The sequence below is a fragment of the Streptomyces griseorubiginosus genome, from assembly GCF_001514195.1.
In the GTDB taxonomy this organism is placed as follows: Bacteria; Actinomycetota; Actinomycetes; order Streptomycetales; family Streptomycetaceae; genus Streptomyces; species Streptomyces griseorubiginosus.
Map to the genome: position 1 here is coordinate 1 of NZ_KQ948748.1, position 14,994 is coordinate 14,994.

Below are 14,994 nucleotides of genomic sequence, written 5' to 3' on the forward strand. Positions count from 1 at the left end.
GCCTCCGGCAGCCGAATACTCGCTTCGCTCGTTTCGCGCGTCCCCGCGCGAATTCCCGCCTCCGGCGGGCGGGTTATGGAATTGGCCTCCGGCCATTCCATAACCCTGCGTTCCTCCGGAACGGAAAGACGAGCGGAGATGGTTTGTGCCTCCGGCACAAATTGTGGTGCTGATTTTGGTTGTATGGGCGGGGAGTTCGGGTGTGAGTTGGGGTTTGAGTTGAGGGTTCGTCATGAGCCTTTCCCGAGGCCTGGTTTAGGTGAATCTCCGATTACCCTAAACCAGGCGGTACTTGATTGGTATTCCGTGAAAAAAAGTAAATCACGGAATACAAGGAATGGGCAACAGGGCCCCTCCGGGGCCCAGTTGCCCACGGAGGGAGTGCTGAGATCCCTGCCTTGGGCAAGAGACGGGAGAAGACGGGAGGTGGGGCCACAGGCTGAGGAGCTGACCGAGTACCGAGGACCGGTTGAGTGCTGACAAGCTCAACCCCCACATGTGGGCGGTACCGACAGGCTTGCCAACTTGCCTTAGAGCAGAGGGAGTTGAGTAGAACAGGAGAGGTTAGGGGGCCATGGTGCTTGGTGCACAGGGTCTTTAGTTAAGAGGAGCTCCGGGAAACAGGCGTCTGACCTGCGGTTTTGTGGATCTGAATGTCGGCCACCACCGACATTCAGATCGTCTGGGTGTCGGTGGCTGTCGGCCGCAGACAGTAAAAGATGCGCTTGCTCACAAGATTCGCCCGGAACTTGCGCCTATCCACAAGTTTTGCCTGCATGGGCTCCGCGTGCTCGCCTATGGGGAGGGCGGACGTTTCCGCCGCTTGGACTGCTTCCGGTGGAGAGGTCGTGGCAGCCGTGTGAGGACTTCCTCGACCACTGCCAGGCGCTGGGTGTCCCCAAGTTCACGGAGGATGTCAACGGCTTCAGTGAGCACCCACCGGGCCGCCTGGGGCCGGCGGCACTCCATCAGCACCCGGCCGAGGCCGAGCAGCACCTCCACCAACTGGTTTTCCAGGCCGGGTTGCTTCACCGCTTCCCCCAACGTGTCCACTGGGTAGGTGAATTCCCGCGCCAGCTGTTCCGCCTTTCGGAGCTCCTTCAGGGCGGCCTGTGGTTGGCCAGCGCGGTGGAACGCCATTCCGAGCTGGTACAGGCTGTCGATGTAGATGCTCAGATCCGTGTGTGATGCGTACTGCGTCGCGGTCTCGAGGAATTCGATCGCGTCCCGGTGATGTCCCGCCCCCGACTGTGCGACACCGAGCGAACCAAGCGCCATTGCTTCTCCGCGCTTGTCAGCGTTAACGCGGTAATACATCAACGCGTTTTGATAGGCGGATACGGCCTTGTCGAAACGGTTGCAGCGAACCCAGATATCGCCGATATGACGCAGGGTATCCGCTAAAAATAATGGTTCGCCGGCCCGATCAAAGACAGCGGCCGCCGTCTCATAGCAGTTCCTCGCCTCCTCAAGCCGATTTGCCCGTTCCAGGACCACACCCCGCTCCTGGGCCAGCAGCGCGCCAAGCCGGTAGTCGAGAGGTGCGGCAGCCTCGACGGCATCGTTCAAGGCGGTCAGGGCCTCATCGAAACGGCCCAGTCCTGTCAGCGCCTTCGCAAGGCCACGGAGCGCCGCCGCCTTCGTGCCTCGATCGCCTTGCCCAGACCGGCACGCGTCGACCGCAGAGGACGCAAGGCGTGCCCACTCCGCGTAGTAGCGACGGGTGCCGAAGAACTCGGCCAGTTCCAGGGCGAGATCCACCAGCCACGGGGAGGCAAGCGCGGAGGTGGCCGCTGCTACGACGTTGACTCGTTCCATCTCCAGCCAGACCACTACCCAGCGATGGAGCTTGAGCGTCTCGATCGGGTTGTCCGCTGGTGTGATGAGGGGGCGGGAGGCGGCTGCCTGGGCTATCTTGCGGTAACGGTGCAGAAGCCTGAGCACCGCGTCTTCCCGTTTGTCCTCGTCCGCGTGGGCGCGCCCAAGCTCGTCGGCGTACAGCCGGAGGAGGTCGTGCATCGACCAATGCTCGATTTCGGTCTCCGCCAGTCGGTCACTTCCCCTTTGGGATCGTTCGAGCAAGTGCATACCAGCGAGGCCGCGCAGAGCCAGACGGGCAGCGTCCGTGGAGACTCCGAGCAAGACCGACGCTGAAGCGGTGGACAGGTCGGGGCCGGGAGCCGCCGCGAGCAGCCGGAATGCCCGTGCGCGAGCTGGCGTCAGATGCCCGTAGCAGAAGGAGAAGCACGCCCGTACCGTCAGCGGACGTCCCTCGGCGTCGGTGTCGTCGTCCTCCATGCCGTCCAAGAGGGTGCGCGCCAGCTCATCCACCCGCTCGCGCAGCGATCGGTCGGGTTCGGTCCGCAGCACGGCGACAACGATCCGCAGCGCAAGAGGCAGCCAGCCACACAACTCTGCGACGCGGCGCACATCGTCACCGTGAGCGGCTTCAACCGCTCGGCCGCACTCCGCGACCTGGCCGTGGCCCGGTTCCGCGAGGCGGAGGCGGACGAACTGCTCAGCCTCCGCCGGAGGGAACGGGGACAGGACGATCCGGTGCCGGATCGCGTCGGTGTGCGTGTGCCGGGACGTAACCAGTGCCCGGTGCGGAAGGCACGGGAACAGCTCGGCGAGCTGCCCGGCCTGGCGCACGTTGTCCAGCACGATCAGCAGCGGTTTGTCCTGTCCGGCCAGTTCGTCCAGCAACGTGCGCCATCGACGGACCTTCTCGGCCGGCACCGATGGCGGCTCCTCCCGCGGCCGCAGCGTGCGCAGGAACGCATCGACCGCCTCCTCCGCAACGACGTCCTGGCCCGCACTGTGGCCCCGCAAGTCGGCGAAGAGGACGCCTCCCTCAAACCAGCCCTGCTTCGCTGCCCGCCGGGCAGCCTCCACCACCAGCGCCGTCTTCCCCACCCCGCCCATACCGGTGACTTCCAGAACGGACGCTGAACTCGACGCCCGGGCAGTCGCCTCACGCTCCCGCTGAGGGCCCGGAGCTCTCGTGTCCTGACCTGCCGGCGCCAACCAGCCCATGAGCCTGCGCAATGGCTCCTCACGGCCCACGAACACAGCACCAGCCGTCGGCAACTGCACCGGCCCAGCCACCGATCGCGGCGCCCGCTCGGCCCGCGCCGCGGTGAGGATCCGCTCCCACCACGCCTGGTCCCGCACGGTCCAGAAGCCGCCCCCACCCCTCGCCCGCTCAGCAGCACGTCTCTCCAGCTCGGCCACCATCAGCAGGAAGAACGCCCTGCTCGCCGGGCCGGGAATCGTTTTGCCCAACAACCAGTCGTTGACCGTGGAGGGCGACGACACCACCGGCGGATCGCCGGCCCTGCCCCACGCCAGCATTACCTCCAACGTGGGCGCCCCTGCCGCCCGATGCGTCCGCGACAACTCTTCCCAGAACCTGTCGGACTGACCGGCCATGCTGCCCCCCCGACTGCCGGGACACCCCGCCCGCACCCGGCCCTCGCGTTCCGCCTTCCGGCCTTAGGCATCCCCGGAAAACCCGGAAAAGACCCCTTTAGCAGGCCAGAGCCCCTGTCCCTCCTCAACAGGCATCGCCGGAAGGCAGGTTGATCTGCAGCACTGGAGGCCACGCCGACCCAGACCGCGGGCCGGCCCGTTCCTGGAGGCCCCCATGCCGAACCCCACCACCACCCCAGCCCCCCGGCCCGGACGCGGCCAACTCCTGCCGGCCCTCACCCGCATCGCCGCCGCAGCCGTCAGCGGCGCCGTACGCGCCTGGATCAGCTGGCTCCTCGACCACTAGACCGCAAGATGGCCCTCACAAACGCCATCTGGGCACGGTGCGGTGCGACGCCAGAGCAGACGTCCTCCAGTCGCCTACCTGCAAGGTGCCGGGGAGCCGTACGAGACGGACCACTCGGTGTACCGAGCCGCGTGATTTGCCGACCCAGACCGGCTTCTGCCCGTCGTGCGTGAGCGGCTGCGCCCGGGCGGCGGTACCGCACGCGGAGACCTCGTGGCCGAGGGTGGGGGAACGTGTGAGACGTCGGACCGTGCTGTCGACATCGTCCTCCTGGTCCGTGCATAGGACGAAGCGCGGCGGGCGGCCGTGTAGTGGGCGATCATCGCGCGGGTCCTCGGCACGCGGGGCCGCTGGCAGGGCGTTCATCCTCCTGTACAGCAGGTGTCCGGATCTGCGTGCCGCGCAGGACGGTAAAGCAGGCAGGTGCTGCGGCTTCCGCGCCCACTGGCCCTTTGGCATCGGACAGGGCGCAAGGTTCCTGCCAAGCCACCGCGGCCCAACGCGCAACCACGTAAGCCTCCTTGGCCGTTTTGATCGGCGGACTCGTGGTGCCGGGGTCTACTACGGTTTCCTAACGGGCTGCCGAGGGGGCGCTCGTCGGTGAGGAGTTGTCATGCTGCCGCATGTGGGGCTGTACTACCCGTTCATCCACTTCCGTGACGAGCGATGGCTGAAGACGGCCGCGCTGTACTGGCGGGAGCTGGCGCGCGTCGTGCCGCAGGGATACCCCCTGGCGGATTCGCGGACCGCCCGTGTGCTGCGTGAGGAGCTCAAATTCGTCACACCGGTGGATCCGACGGAGACCGCCAAGCAGGTGGCTCCCCTATTCCTCAGCGTCCTTACCCGTCACGGCGAGGCCCTGCGCGCCGCAGGATACGCAGCGTCGCCGGCTTGGGACGACCGGGACCACCACGCGACAGACTCCTTCAATCCCGCACCACCGCTCACACAGGGGCATACAACGAGGCACCACAGCGGGATGTCCGCGCGTGCGGGCGTTGCCGCCTCCTACGAGGAAGAATTCACCCCCGAGCTGCGCGAGACGCTCATGGAGTGCGGACTGGCGGCCGATGTGCGGCGCAGGCCCGGACTGCGAGAGCGGCAGTCCCTCGCCTACGGACGCTGGATGGCGATGGACGCCAGACTCACCTGGGTCTACAAGTGTGCCTTTGTCGAAGTCCTCGCGCGTCAGGGCCGCTACACGCCCACCACCGACCAGCCGGATGCGCATCTGGCGTCGGACGGCTGGGATGTGGACCGCATCGCCCAGAGCCTGCTCGACGCTCCAGACGTGGCAGCGGCCGCTCGGCCGGACGACCTCACCGACGCGGTGGGACTACTGGCCATCCGACTGGCTGTGCCGGCCGGACTGGACAACGTACCGGTCGAGAAGATCGTCAAGCTGCGCAAGGAGCACCGCGAGGAGTTCGCCGCGTTCAACGCCGTCGTGACGCAGACCGTAGAGGAACTGAGGCAGGAACTGAGAGGGGTGACATTGCAGGAGGCGCGCGTGCGCGATGTGCAGATCGCGGTCGAGGACCGTTTCGATCGTCCCTTGAGGGCCCTGCGGGAAGCGATGAAAGCACAGGGCATGGGTACGGCGTACGGGCTGGCCAACGTGAAGTTCGATGTCCCCGCCCTGATGAGCCTGGCCGGTACGGCCGCAGGCGGCTTCCTCGACCAGCCCGTGGCAGGTGCGGCAGCCGGAGCCGCTCTCGGCTTCATGAACGTCCGCCACACACACAAGCAGCAGGTCAAAGGCCTCAAGGCCGGGAACCCCGCCGCCTATCTACTGTCGGTGCAACGTGGCCTGAAACCGCAGTCCCTCCTGCGGCAGATCACCCGACGCGCCTGATCCGCCCGGCGGCACCGTGCTGGCCGCAACCAGCTCGTCCCGCGTGAACGTGCGCGGCCGTACAACCCGCAGCGCCGTCGTACGGGCGCCGCGTCAGGAAGAGACACGGCGGTCAGTTCCAGTCCGCCGCCCCGGTCCACCCAGACCCGGTCCCGCGCCGACACGAGGACGTCCGTCACCCACGGGTCGGCGAGCAACGACTCCAGCGGGCCACTGCCGACCAGTTCGGACCGCAACCGCTCGGCCGCTACCGTACCCCGTCCAGCAATCCCGCAGCCATGTCCGCACCGGCCGCCGAGGACCGGGACTGAAGCCGCAGCCCTAGCCGGCGTGCCCGGTCCGACGGCCGGTGAACGCGTGCGCCGCAGACCAAGCGGCTCGCCGCTGAGCAGCGCCGCCGCCCCCAGCAGACACAGCGACCGAGGCCGACCCCCCTAGCAGCCTCACCGGCGGACGAATGTCGGTGGCCACCGACACAAAGTTGCGGCGATCAGCAACTCTCCGGCGTGGAAGGGCGCAGCCGTGCCAGCGACTGGCGGACAGCCGGTCCTCGGCTGATGATCTGCGTATGGCTGTCGGAGGCGAGGTGGTCGAATGACTCGGGTGTGTCGTGTCCTCCAGTTCAGAACCGGGTGTCTGCGGCGGAACCATATGCGGCGCCGCCCACGGATCCGCAGGCTCGGGACATCCGCACGGCGTCCCTGGCGATGAACGAGGATCTGCACGCGGCCCTCGTCCTGGGGCGGGAAGCCGTCGATGAGTTCGTGACTGCGTCCCTGCTCATCACTGGCAAGTGGGCGGAAGAAACAGTCACTGACATTCTGTACACCAGGGCGGCTCCCCGGCTCCGCCCGGTTCCGTTCAATCGGAACCAAGAGGGGCTGATCGGCGCCGACTGGCTCTGGTGGTGGGTAGAGGAGAGCACCGGTATCTGCTTTGGAATGCTCTGCCAGGCCAAGAACCTCAAGCGGACCGGGACGACCTGGTCCATAGGCTATGGCCAGTCGAACCGGACCTGGGGTGCCCAGCTGCCCAACCTGCTCGCCGCAGCGGACTACTTCGAGGTGCCCGCCGTCTACATGCTGTACTGCGGGGACGCTGCCTACCGGCGGGGGCTGTCCTGTGGCGGCGACGCCTGCGACGCCGACGACCCGGACGCATCTAGCCCTTGCCCGGACTGCCCGAGGATGGGTGTTTCGGTGCTCAGCGGCCTGGCCGCGGCCTACCTGTACGGTCGCGATCCCCGCGCCGCGGCCGCGGACTCCTTCCGCTACGCCACCCCACTCGAAGACCTCGCCGACCCGGGGGTGTGGCAGCAGCGCTGGGACATCAACTTTCGCAGCTGCGGACTCGAACTGCAGAAGTTTCTCCTCACTCCCCAGTACGGGGCGGCATTGGCGGCAAAGAGAATCTTCATGCAGTTGTCGAGCATCCGCGAGATGCATTTCGCGGCAGCGGCCCCGGCGCCCGTGGTACCGCGCTTCGACGATGACCTACCGCGTGCCGTGTTCCCACCCAGTTCCGTGCCGCAGGACAAGGGACACTTTTCCGTCCCGTACTTCCTGCACGTCCTGCGCGGGCTGAGAACGGCACCGCCCCCGTATGTCCAGGCCGCCCTTGAGGGCGGAAGTGACGCCGTGCCGCGGCCGGTTGCCGACCAGTTGGCCGGCTTGGTGGTCATCCAGGTATAGCCCCGGCCAGCGAATTCCTCATGACTACGGCTTGCTCAGCCGCCGAACACCTGTCGCCCACTGGGCGCGGCGGGGCACGTGGCGGGGAAGTTGCTCGTGGACTCGGCAACGCTTGGTTAGGGCGCCTCGTAGACCTTGGGCATTTTGATCTCTCGAATGGTCTGTGGGTCGCGAGGAGTGGGGAGGGCTTGGGTGCTGATGATCTGTGTCCCGGTCATGTGGGCGGCACTGGCCATGTCTTTCAGGATTGCGCGGACGACGTCCGGTTCGAGTCCTTGCTGGTATGGGTTGTCGAGCATCAGCAGTCCGGGGAAGGCGCACTCTTCGTCCAGGTCTGCGGCGATGAAGAGAGTGGCGTAGCTGTATGCCAGGAAGAACAGGACTTTTGGCTCTGCTCCGAGGGCCTGGTTCCAGGGGCGGGTGCCGACATAGAAGGTGAGGTCGCTGTCGCTGATCGTGACGTCCCCCCTGACCCAGTTTTCGCGATAGCGCTGGAGGAAGCTGTTCATGCGGTCTGCGAAGACTGCACATCGTTCGCTCGGGGAGGGGCCGTGCAGCGCGGGGCCGGCGGGCTCGTTATCGATGGCGTCCAGGGCCTGTTGTGCTGCGGTGACGGCCTGGCTGGCTTCGACGCGGCGCTGCAGGATGTCTTCGATGGCTGGGAAGGCGGTCATTTTCTGTTCGAGCTGGGCGATCTGGGCGGCGAAGCGTTCCAGGGCGGTCATGAAGGGGGCCAGTTGAGCGGCTCGCTCTTCGTTGAGTCGTTCGGCAAGTTGTTCTTGTCGGCCTTGGAGTTCGTCGCGACGGCGCCGTGCAGTGTGAAGGTCGGCTGCGGTGCGCGCAATGACGTCCTGGAGGTCGGCCAGTTCGGATTTCAAAGACCGGATCTCGATCTGTGCTCTGCGGCGGCGCTGATCGTCGTCGACCGGCTGGAAGCACAGGTAGCAGGCGTCTTCGTCGTGCCCACGGCGTGGGTCGACGTGCTGCTCGCAGGCCGGGCACAGCCGTACGGGGAGCGCGTCGAAGAATTCCACCGAGGTGATCAGCCGCTCCATCCGGCTGATCTCCGAATTGACGGTCTTCGCCGAGTGGCTGTGCTCTTCGTGGAGCTGTTGGAGGGCGACTACGTCTTCGGCGGCATGCTGCAGGTGACGGGAGGTTTCTTCGTAGGTCGCCGTCAGCGATGAGTCGTAGCCTGCGGCCGCGGCCGATTCGGCGCCGCCTTGAACGATGCTGTTGATCTCGGCCGTGAGCTGCTGGCGCTGCTGGTAGATGGCATCGAGTTGGGTTCTGATCTCTTCCCGGGCCGTGTTCACCTGTTCCATGGAGCCTGCGGGCGGGAGCTGGAGGCGCTCGGCGATCGCGGTGACGGCCTGGCGGGTGCTTTCGTGCACCTCGCGCTCGATGGCCTGGGCCTCGGCCAGGCGTCGTTTGGCCTGGGCGAGCCTGAAGTCCTTGTTGGAATACCTGGTGCGGGCAAAGCCGAGGAGCTGGCTGACGACGGCGCGTCGGATGAACTCCATTTCCTTGTCGGCGAAGTCTGTCCAGGAGTCTTCGTTGCGGTAGATGTGTCGCAGAGTGTTACGGAACGACAAGGGGGTCAGTTCGGTCGCGGTCGCGGCGATGCGGCCCTTCGGGATGTGCAGGTTGGGCCAGCCCAGTTCGCTCAGGATCCAGTCAGAGAACGTGTCGACGGCGCGCTCGTCACCGTCGATGATGACTTTGTTCATGCGTCCGTACTGGAGCGACCTTGCCAAGGTGTGGGGAGTCCCGTTGAGTCTGAGCGAAGTGCTGATTTCGACGTATCCGTCGGCGACAGCCGCGCCCAGGGCGTCGGTCGGGCCGTCGCGGTCGCCCAGGCAGTAGTCGATGGCTTTCAGAGTTGTCGTCTTCGAACTGTTGCGGACGCCGGTGAGGATGTTGAGCATGCCGGAGGTGAAGGCGTACTCCTCGAACTCGCCGGAGTGGTGGACCATCGTGACCTTCTCGATCCTCAGCCCCCGGTTGGGATGTGCGGTCACGTTCTTGGTCATGGGCGGATCTCCTGACGGAAGGACGCGTTGCCGACCTCGTCCGGGAACAGGTCGTAGATCAGGTCTTTGAGCTCGGTGCCGGACATGGCGGCGAGGTTGCCGCGCATGGCCTCGCAGCGCCGGACCAGCGGCTGGAACTCGCTTGTTTGCATGAGCCGCTCTGCTGCTCTGTTGCCGGCGGCTTTCAGCTTTACCCGTTCGGGAGTGTGACTGGTCGTGATGGTGACCAGGTCGCGGGAGACGAGGAAGGCCAGGAACTGGCGGTAGCGGTGATCCCAAGGGCCGTACCTGTAGCGGATCATCGGTGCCTCGACCTCGCTGGCGTCCTCAGCGAGGAAGGCGTCGCGCAGCTCGACCACCTCAGGAAGCGCAGCGTGCGCCCGCTCGAGGAATCCCGGATAGCGCAGGAAGAAGTCGAGTTTGGCGAACTTGGTGCGTCCTGCGATGTAGGGGCCCGGTTCCTCGCCGCACAGATGGATCATCAGCAGCAACCGTGCGGCGTGAAAGTCCGGCGAATCGTCTGGATCCCAGGGCCGGTGCAGCGGGGGTACCACCCGGCTACCGATCTTCGCTCCGGGCGCGGGTGTTCGGGTACGCCTCGTCTCAGGCATCGGCGTACCTGTTCTGACAACGTGCTGTGATGTCGCACAGCACCGCCAAAGCGTCAGTGAGACTGACGTGACCGCCGGCTACTTCCGGCATCTCGCTGACCGCCGAAATTGTTGCGAGGTAGGCAGCCGGGCCGGCCTCAAGGAGACCGCCGCGGCGCTTGGCCATGGTGACCGTGCAGATCGAGTTGATCTTGTCAGCCAGATCGTCGAACTGCTGACGGCGTGCACCGATGCTTGACCGGCGCCTACGCCGGAAGGCGAGCATGGCGTCGTGCTGGCCTTCCGCTTCGGTGTCCGGGACGCCGGCGGGCCGCAGTTTTTGCTGCAACGGCATCAGCAGCTCCGTCGAACCGTCCTGCCTGCGACCGGTGACCTTGCGAACGCATTCTTCAAGTGCTGCCCGGAATTCGTCCGCTGTGAAGTGCCGGGGGCGAAGGGCTCGAGCCTGGCGAGAGATGCAGTCCGCGATGAGCCACGTCATCACGTCCACCACCTCTGTGATGCACGGCTCCTGCCCCAGACAGGCTCTGACCAACGGCGCCAGACGCTGGAGCACTTCCCCTTCGACATGCTCGATCGTGCGCGCCTCGACCAATACATCAAGGCGGTCGATGCACCACGCGACATCACGGCCGTCGGGCAGGCTCAGGCCCTTCAACCGGCTGATGGCGTCATCCCGGACAGCCGCGCTGACCGGCTCACGGGACTGACTGCGTTCCACGGCGAACTCAAACAAGTCCCGCTGGGGCGTCTCGTTGACGATGAACGTAAAGCGCGTGCCATCAGGCAGAGGCTTACCCAAGAAGAGCTTGCCCAGATAGCTCGTGTCCACCGACTTCTTCGGGCTTTCAGGCCGGCAGACGCTGGCCACGCTATGCCGCACGCCGGCTTCCTCGATCGTCTTGACCTGCCGGTAGACGGGCGCGTCACCCCGATGGCAGAGGATGTCCTCCAGGTCCTCCCACGAGACAGCCGTCCAACATCCATCCAGCATGTCCAGGCAGTCCAGGAGAGTTACCACGTCCTGGTAGGCAAACCCGCGTCGGCTTCGCCGCCCTCCATCAGCAGGTGCGAGGCTCACCGGCACCCCCGAAGCGCCACGGTTGACTTCCTTCCGCCGTACAGACGGCGCGAATGCCTATTCGCACAGCACCCCCAACCACACTCTGCGAGACGGCAGTAGATCACCACTCAACCCGAGACGGCAACGGTGCGCGCAGCACGCATAGCAGCGCGTGTTCGGGACCGAAGCCCTGCGGCACTCCGGCAATGAAGTTGATGGCCGGATCCTCGACTCGATCCTCGCCCAACAGCCGCTGGCCGCCGCGTTGGCCGAGATGCCGTGGGTGCCGGCCACACTGACTGTGATCGACTTCCCGGACGTCACCGGCCGGTGACACCCCGGTGCCGTTTCGTGTGTCGAGCACGCGGACGGGGCTGACGGGCGCGTAGGTGTGCCTGTACTGGGCGTGGCTGAAGATCCCGGCGGTATGGCTGCTGCTCAACCTGCGTTCCCCGACGGCCTGCACTGGCGACGTACGAGGTACCGACCTCTCGTGGTCTCGCTGTGAGACTGAGAGGTCGTCGGGCCACGGTGACCAGGCGGCGTGCAGCATTTCCGATGGTCGTGACGGTGTGATGGGAGTCCGGATTGTGCTTGAGGCCCTCTGGATTAGTTCGGCGCGCTGAAGGGGCGGTTGCTGGGTATAGTGCGGGTACGACCTCTTACTCAGGCACAGGGGCCCCGCCGATGCTTCGGCGGGGCCCCTGTTTTGTCTGCTCGGGTCAGGCGACCTGCAGGTTGGGCCGTCCGTCGGCCGCGGGCGGGACCGCGCGGTAGGCGGGCAGCTTGAGGTTGGGCATGTCGCCGGCCTTGATGCTGGCGATGGTTGCCCGGAAGGCGGCCTCCATGTCCTGGTGGCTGGCGTACTTCGCGGCCAGGGGGTGGAGACGGTAGGAGTTGCCCTTGCCGCGGTTGCCGTCCTCGTTCTGCGGGCGCAGGACGATGTTCAGTTCGCATAGCGGGGCCATGAGGTTGCTGATGGCCTGCGGGGTCACGCCGTACTCGGTGGCCATGCCCTTTTGCCGCACAGGCAGGTGGCCGCCGAAGTCTGAGCGGTAGAGCAGGTACTGCAGGAATTTGACGGTGGCCCCGGAGACGGGCAGGGCCCAGATGCGTTCGGACACGACCGGCGACATGACCTCAGCCATCGGTCTCCCTTCCTCGTATGGGCCAGCAGGACGGTTGGTGGTTGCGTGTCACCCTGTACGCCTTCCCGTTCCGTAGTCAGGGCGCTCGGTGAAGTCGAGGTCGAGCTGCTCCTGGTGGACATCGGGTCCGATGCCGTTCGGGAAGGCCTCGGGGTCACGTTTGTGCTGGACGGCGATCTGTTCCAGGACGGCATGCTGGGCGGCGCTGTTGCCGTGGAACCACAGGCGGACGTTCAGCTGGATCAGGCCGTTTCCGAGTTGCTCGACCCACTTGTAGCCGACCAGGGCCCTGATGGCTCGGTTGACCGTGGAGCGGGTGATGCGCTTGCCGCCCTTTTTCTCGGCGAGCTTGTTGAGGCCGTCGGTGATCTCCTGCTGGGTGTACTGGGCGATGCCGGTGCCGCGCTGCTGGCCGCCGGCGACGTAGAGGAACACGCACAGCTGGGACTTGGTGATGGAGTTGGCGACAGCGAGCTGGGCCAGGAGCTGGGTGAACCAGTTCGAGGCCAGGCTGTATCCGGCGTCGCCCGCCATGTCGTGGACGGCCGTGGGGTGGGACTCGTACTCGAACGTGACGTTCTTCAGCTTGCGGCGGCCGCGGGGGTCGGTGTTCTGGGGGACGTCGCCGAGCTGCTCTCCAAGGACCTGGAGGAGGTCGTCGAAGCCCACATCGTCCGATGCGGCGTCAGGGACAGCTCGGGGCCGTCGGCGTGCTGGTGGATCAGATGTCACAGGACCTCCTTCGTTACTCAGGCGATCCAGAGACTAGCCCAAATATCAACCAGGACTTGTCTTTTGCTGCAGCGGCGCGCCGGATGGTATCTCGAAGAGGTGTCTCTCGCATCGGGCGGTCGGAGAATCAACTGCAGCTTGAGATTCAGGACGAGCCCGCAGCAGAAATCAACCACAGCTTGATTTCATGTGTCGCAATGGAGGCACATTCCCTCGGTCAACCTCTCACTCCCCCAGCACCCTCACGCCGGGCGACCATGCCTGTGACCTGCGACGTTCCCCACGGGGATGCACCCGGGCAAGAATCAAGCACTGCTTGAGTTTCGGACTTTGATGTGCCCGCCAGGTTGACATTTCCGACCCTCAAATGTGCTCCCGAGAGCACTCCCGGACCCGCAAAACACCAGGTCAGAGGACTGTTTGCCCGCGCTCTTCTTAAAAAAGAGGGATGCCGGGTGCAACCGTGACGCCACCACTCAGAGGGCAGTCCGACGACCGTCGAACGACCAACTGGTGCTCCCACCCGCCAAGGTGACCACTCACTCAGCCCTCACGTCGCCGCACCACAGAACAGCACCCCTGCCAGCCTCGAGCATGCCCACTCTCAAGCGGAGGTACCCGCACCACCCACTCGATCAGCCACGCCTCTTCATTGAAGTCGTCACGGTCGTAACCACCCGAGACTCAGCACCGTTGATGCTGTCCACCACCTGCACAGCTACACAACGCCGCACGCGAAGCGAGCGAACCACCCAGTGGTTTCCCATATGAGCCGACAAGAGCTGCACTCTGCTATAGCCGCAAGACCGAGGCCGCGAAGCCCGCGCAAGCCACCGACTCGACCACCTGGGCAAGACGGCACGCTTACTACCCGCTTTGGGCGGGTTCGTGTGCGGTAGAGGTTGGCCCTCCAAGCAAGGTTCATGAACAGTCGACGGTGGACGACTCGCATGGCAGATACTCGGTAGACGGCCGGGACTCTGACGTCTGACTGCGTCTGAGCCCGGGGGACTCGGGGGGATCATGAGCGAGCTGGACCGGATCTTCGATCCGGAGTACACGGCGACCGACCTGTTCACAGACCGCGTGCCCGAGCACGCGGCGTTCGCTGCCGCGCTGCGCCACCAGCACGGCAACGTCGTCTGTGGTGAGGCAAAGGTGAGCACGTTGTTCCGCCGTCGCCGGCCGATCCGAGCGCGGCCCAGGTAATCGAGGATTCCGAGTGCTGGATCAGCCGTTCGTAGTCACGGGCGTGACGGCCACCCTTCAGTCAACCCAGCTCAGATTCCAGCCCTCGAAGCCACTGTCCGGGCCCACCGTCTTGTCGCTGGTGTTCCTCGCGACCACCGCTGAAGAAGCTGCGGGCGGCGAAGAAACGCGACTCGTCGCGGGTGGTGATCAATTCCTCTCAGTCCGGGCGGCCCGCAGGGGCTCGGAAGCGGTCCCAGCGCAGTGGACCGCGCACGTCCGGGCAGCAGGCACCGCGTCCTCACCGACGGCTAGGGCATCCCGTCGCGGTGTCGCTGACCGGCGGCAACCGCAACGACGTCCCCGAACTGCCGCACTTGCTCGACAAGGTCACGGCAGTAGCCGGTGTCGTCGGCCACCCGCGCCGGCGCCCTGATGCCCTGCTCGCTGATTGGGGCTACGACCGAGGCCGAGGGTGAAGTCCCAGCCGCCGAAACGGCCGATCTGCCCCTCGACCCCGCCCTTCCATGGGCGCCGCGGCTTCCGGGCCGGCAGTGGAGGGCTTCCCATTCGCAGTGGGAGCCGAATGCCGTTCAGCGCTCGGCCTCGACGCGATGCCGGGTGAAGCCCCACCTGGGCGACCGCCGCCCCAAGATTGTCGTAGCGGACCTTCCCGGTCGACGGCCCGCCCCAACCCATGAGACCGGCGCACGCGCTGCACGCCCCACCGGGCAGTGCCGTGGTCCCCGTAGCCGGTACGGAGCTCCTGTGCCCGGCCGGAAAAACATCGCCCACCCGCACAACCCTTTGATCACCCCAGGAGTCTTGCGAGCACTGTCCATGACAGCGCCATGTCACGTTCCGCTGCACGCTCCCTGGAGTAGCCCGTGCGTAA

At 65.9% G+C, this 14,994-nt stretch carries 11 protein-coding genes and 1 pseudogene; 5 read left to right on the plus strand and 7 right to left on the minus strand.

Going from position 1 to position 14,994, the window contains the following annotated elements; translation table 11 throughout:
- Positions 1 to 795: 795 nt before the first annotated feature.
- Positions 796 to 3,354 carry a tetratricopeptide repeat protein gene (locus tag AQJ54_RS39905; protein WP_248845565.1) on the minus strand — a complete coding sequence of 853 codons (2,559 nt, stop codon included), beginning with the start codon at positions 3,352 to 3,354 and terminating at the stop codon, positions 796 to 798.
- A gap of 292 nt (positions 3,355 to 3,646) precedes the next feature.
- Here AQJ54_RS39905 and AQJ54_RS47525 point away from each other — a divergent pair, with 292 nt between their 5' ends.
- Positions 3,647 to 3,778: a hypothetical protein gene (locus AQJ54_RS47525; protein WP_282959650.1), complete on the plus strand. Its 132-nt coding sequence runs from the start codon at positions 3,647 to 3,649 to the stop codon at positions 3,776 to 3,778.
- Between the two features lie 613 nt (positions 3,779 to 4,391).
- Positions 4,392 to 5,633 (plus strand): DUF6236 family protein, encoded by a 1,242-nt coding sequence (locus AQJ54_RS39910; RefSeq protein ID WP_062246146.1) that lies wholly within the window; start codon positions 4,392 to 4,394, stop codon positions 5,631 to 5,633.
- On the opposite strand, the pseudogene AQJ54_RS47130 reads toward AQJ54_RS39910, so the two are convergent.
- Positions 5,634 to 6,040: pseudogene (locus AQJ54_RS47130) on the minus strand (TadA family conjugal transfer-associated ATPase); the annotation flags it as partial.
- Positions 6,041 to 6,340: 300 nt separating this feature from the next.
- Here AQJ54_RS47130 and AQJ54_RS39915 point away from each other — a divergent pair.
- On the plus strand, positions 6,341 to 7,324 hold the full coding sequence (locus AQJ54_RS39915) for a DUF6615 family protein (protein ID WP_159055620.1): 984 nt from the start codon (positions 6,341 to 6,343) through the stop codon (positions 7,322 to 7,324).
- 116 nt (positions 7,325 to 7,440) lie between these two features.
- On the opposite strand, the gene AQJ54_RS39920 is transcribed toward AQJ54_RS39915, so the two are convergent.
- The 3 genes from AQJ54_RS39920 to AQJ54_RS39930 form a co-directional block, all read right to left on the minus strand.
- Entirely contained in the window at positions 7,441 to 9,357 is a 1,917-nt protein-coding gene (locus tag AQJ54_RS39920) for a coiled-coil domain-containing protein (RefSeq protein ID WP_062246150.1), read from the minus strand.
- Positions 9,354 to 9,848, minus strand: a complete 495-nt coding sequence (locus tag AQJ54_RS39925; RefSeq protein ID WP_062246152.1) for a hypothetical protein — start codon at positions 9,846 to 9,848, stop codon at positions 9,354 to 9,356. Before AQJ54_RS39925 ends, AQJ54_RS39920 begins: the two co-directional genes overlap by 4 nt.
- Positions 9,849 to 9,960: 112 nt before the next feature.
- Positions 9,961 to 11,055, minus strand: coding sequence for a dsDNA nuclease domain-containing protein (locus AQJ54_RS39930; protein WP_079070252.1), 1,095 nt, complete (start codon positions 11,053 to 11,055; stop codon positions 9,961 to 9,963).
- Positions 11,056 to 11,203: 148 nt separating this feature from the next.
- Between AQJ54_RS39930 and AQJ54_RS45900 the strand changes: the two genes are divergently transcribed.
- Positions 11,204 to 11,365 (plus strand): hypothetical protein, encoded by a 162-nt coding sequence (locus tag AQJ54_RS45900; RefSeq protein WP_159055622.1) that lies wholly within the window; start codon positions 11,204 to 11,206, stop codon positions 11,363 to 11,365.
- Between the two features lie 388 nt (positions 11,366 to 11,753).
- Here AQJ54_RS45900 and AQJ54_RS39935 read toward each other — a convergent pair whose 3' ends face one another.
- Both AQJ54_RS39935 and AQJ54_RS39940 read right to left on the minus strand, forming a co-directional pair.
- Complete coding sequence (locus AQJ54_RS39935; RefSeq protein ID WP_062246156.1) at positions 11,754 to 12,179, minus strand: hypothetical protein; 426 nt, start codon at positions 12,177 to 12,179, stop codon at positions 11,754 to 11,756.
- A gap of 48 nt (positions 12,180 to 12,227) precedes the next feature.
- Positions 12,228 to 12,848, minus strand: coding sequence for a hypothetical protein (locus AQJ54_RS39940; RefSeq protein WP_248845555.1), 621 nt, complete (start codon positions 12,846 to 12,848; stop codon positions 12,228 to 12,230).
- A 1,086-nt stretch (positions 12,849 to 13,934) separates the two neighbouring features.
- Between AQJ54_RS39940 and AQJ54_RS39945 the strand changes: the two genes are divergently transcribed.
- A complete protein-coding gene (locus AQJ54_RS39945) occupies positions 13,935 to 14,120 on the plus strand; it encodes a hypothetical protein (protein ID WP_062246160.1) in 186 nt (61 codons plus the stop codon).
- Positions 14,121 to 14,994 lie beyond the last annotated feature (874 nt).

What these genes read in the sequence shown, in the direction of transcription:
- AQJ54_RS39905 (WP_248845565.1), bottom strand. Translation starts at nt 3,354, where the DNA reads ATGCTGGCGTGGGGCAGGGCCGGCGATCCGCCGGTGGTGTCGTCGCCC.
- AQJ54_RS47525 (WP_282959650.1), top strand. Translation starts at nt 3,647, where the DNA reads ATGCCGAACCCCACCACCACCCCAGCCCCCCGGCCCGGACGCGGCCAA.
- AQJ54_RS39910 (WP_062246146.1), top strand. Translation starts at nt 4,392, where the DNA reads ATGCTGCCGCATGTGGGGCTGTACTACCCGTTCATCCACTTCCGTGAC.
- AQJ54_RS39915 (WP_159055620.1), top strand. Translation starts at nt 6,341, where the DNA reads ATGAACGAGGATCTGCACGCGGCCCTCGTCCTGGGGCGGGAAGCCGTC.
- AQJ54_RS39920 (WP_062246150.1), bottom strand. Translation starts at nt 9,357, where the DNA reads ATGACCAAGAACGTGACCGCACATCCCAACCGGGGGCTGAGGATCGAG.
- AQJ54_RS39935 (WP_062246156.1), bottom strand. Translation starts at nt 12,179, where the DNA reads ATGGCTGAGGTCATGTCGCCGGTCGTGTCCGAACGCATCTGGGCCCTG.
- AQJ54_RS39945 (WP_062246160.1), top strand. Translation starts at nt 13,935, where the DNA reads ATGAGCGAGCTGGACCGGATCTTCGATCCGGAGTACACGGCGACCGAC.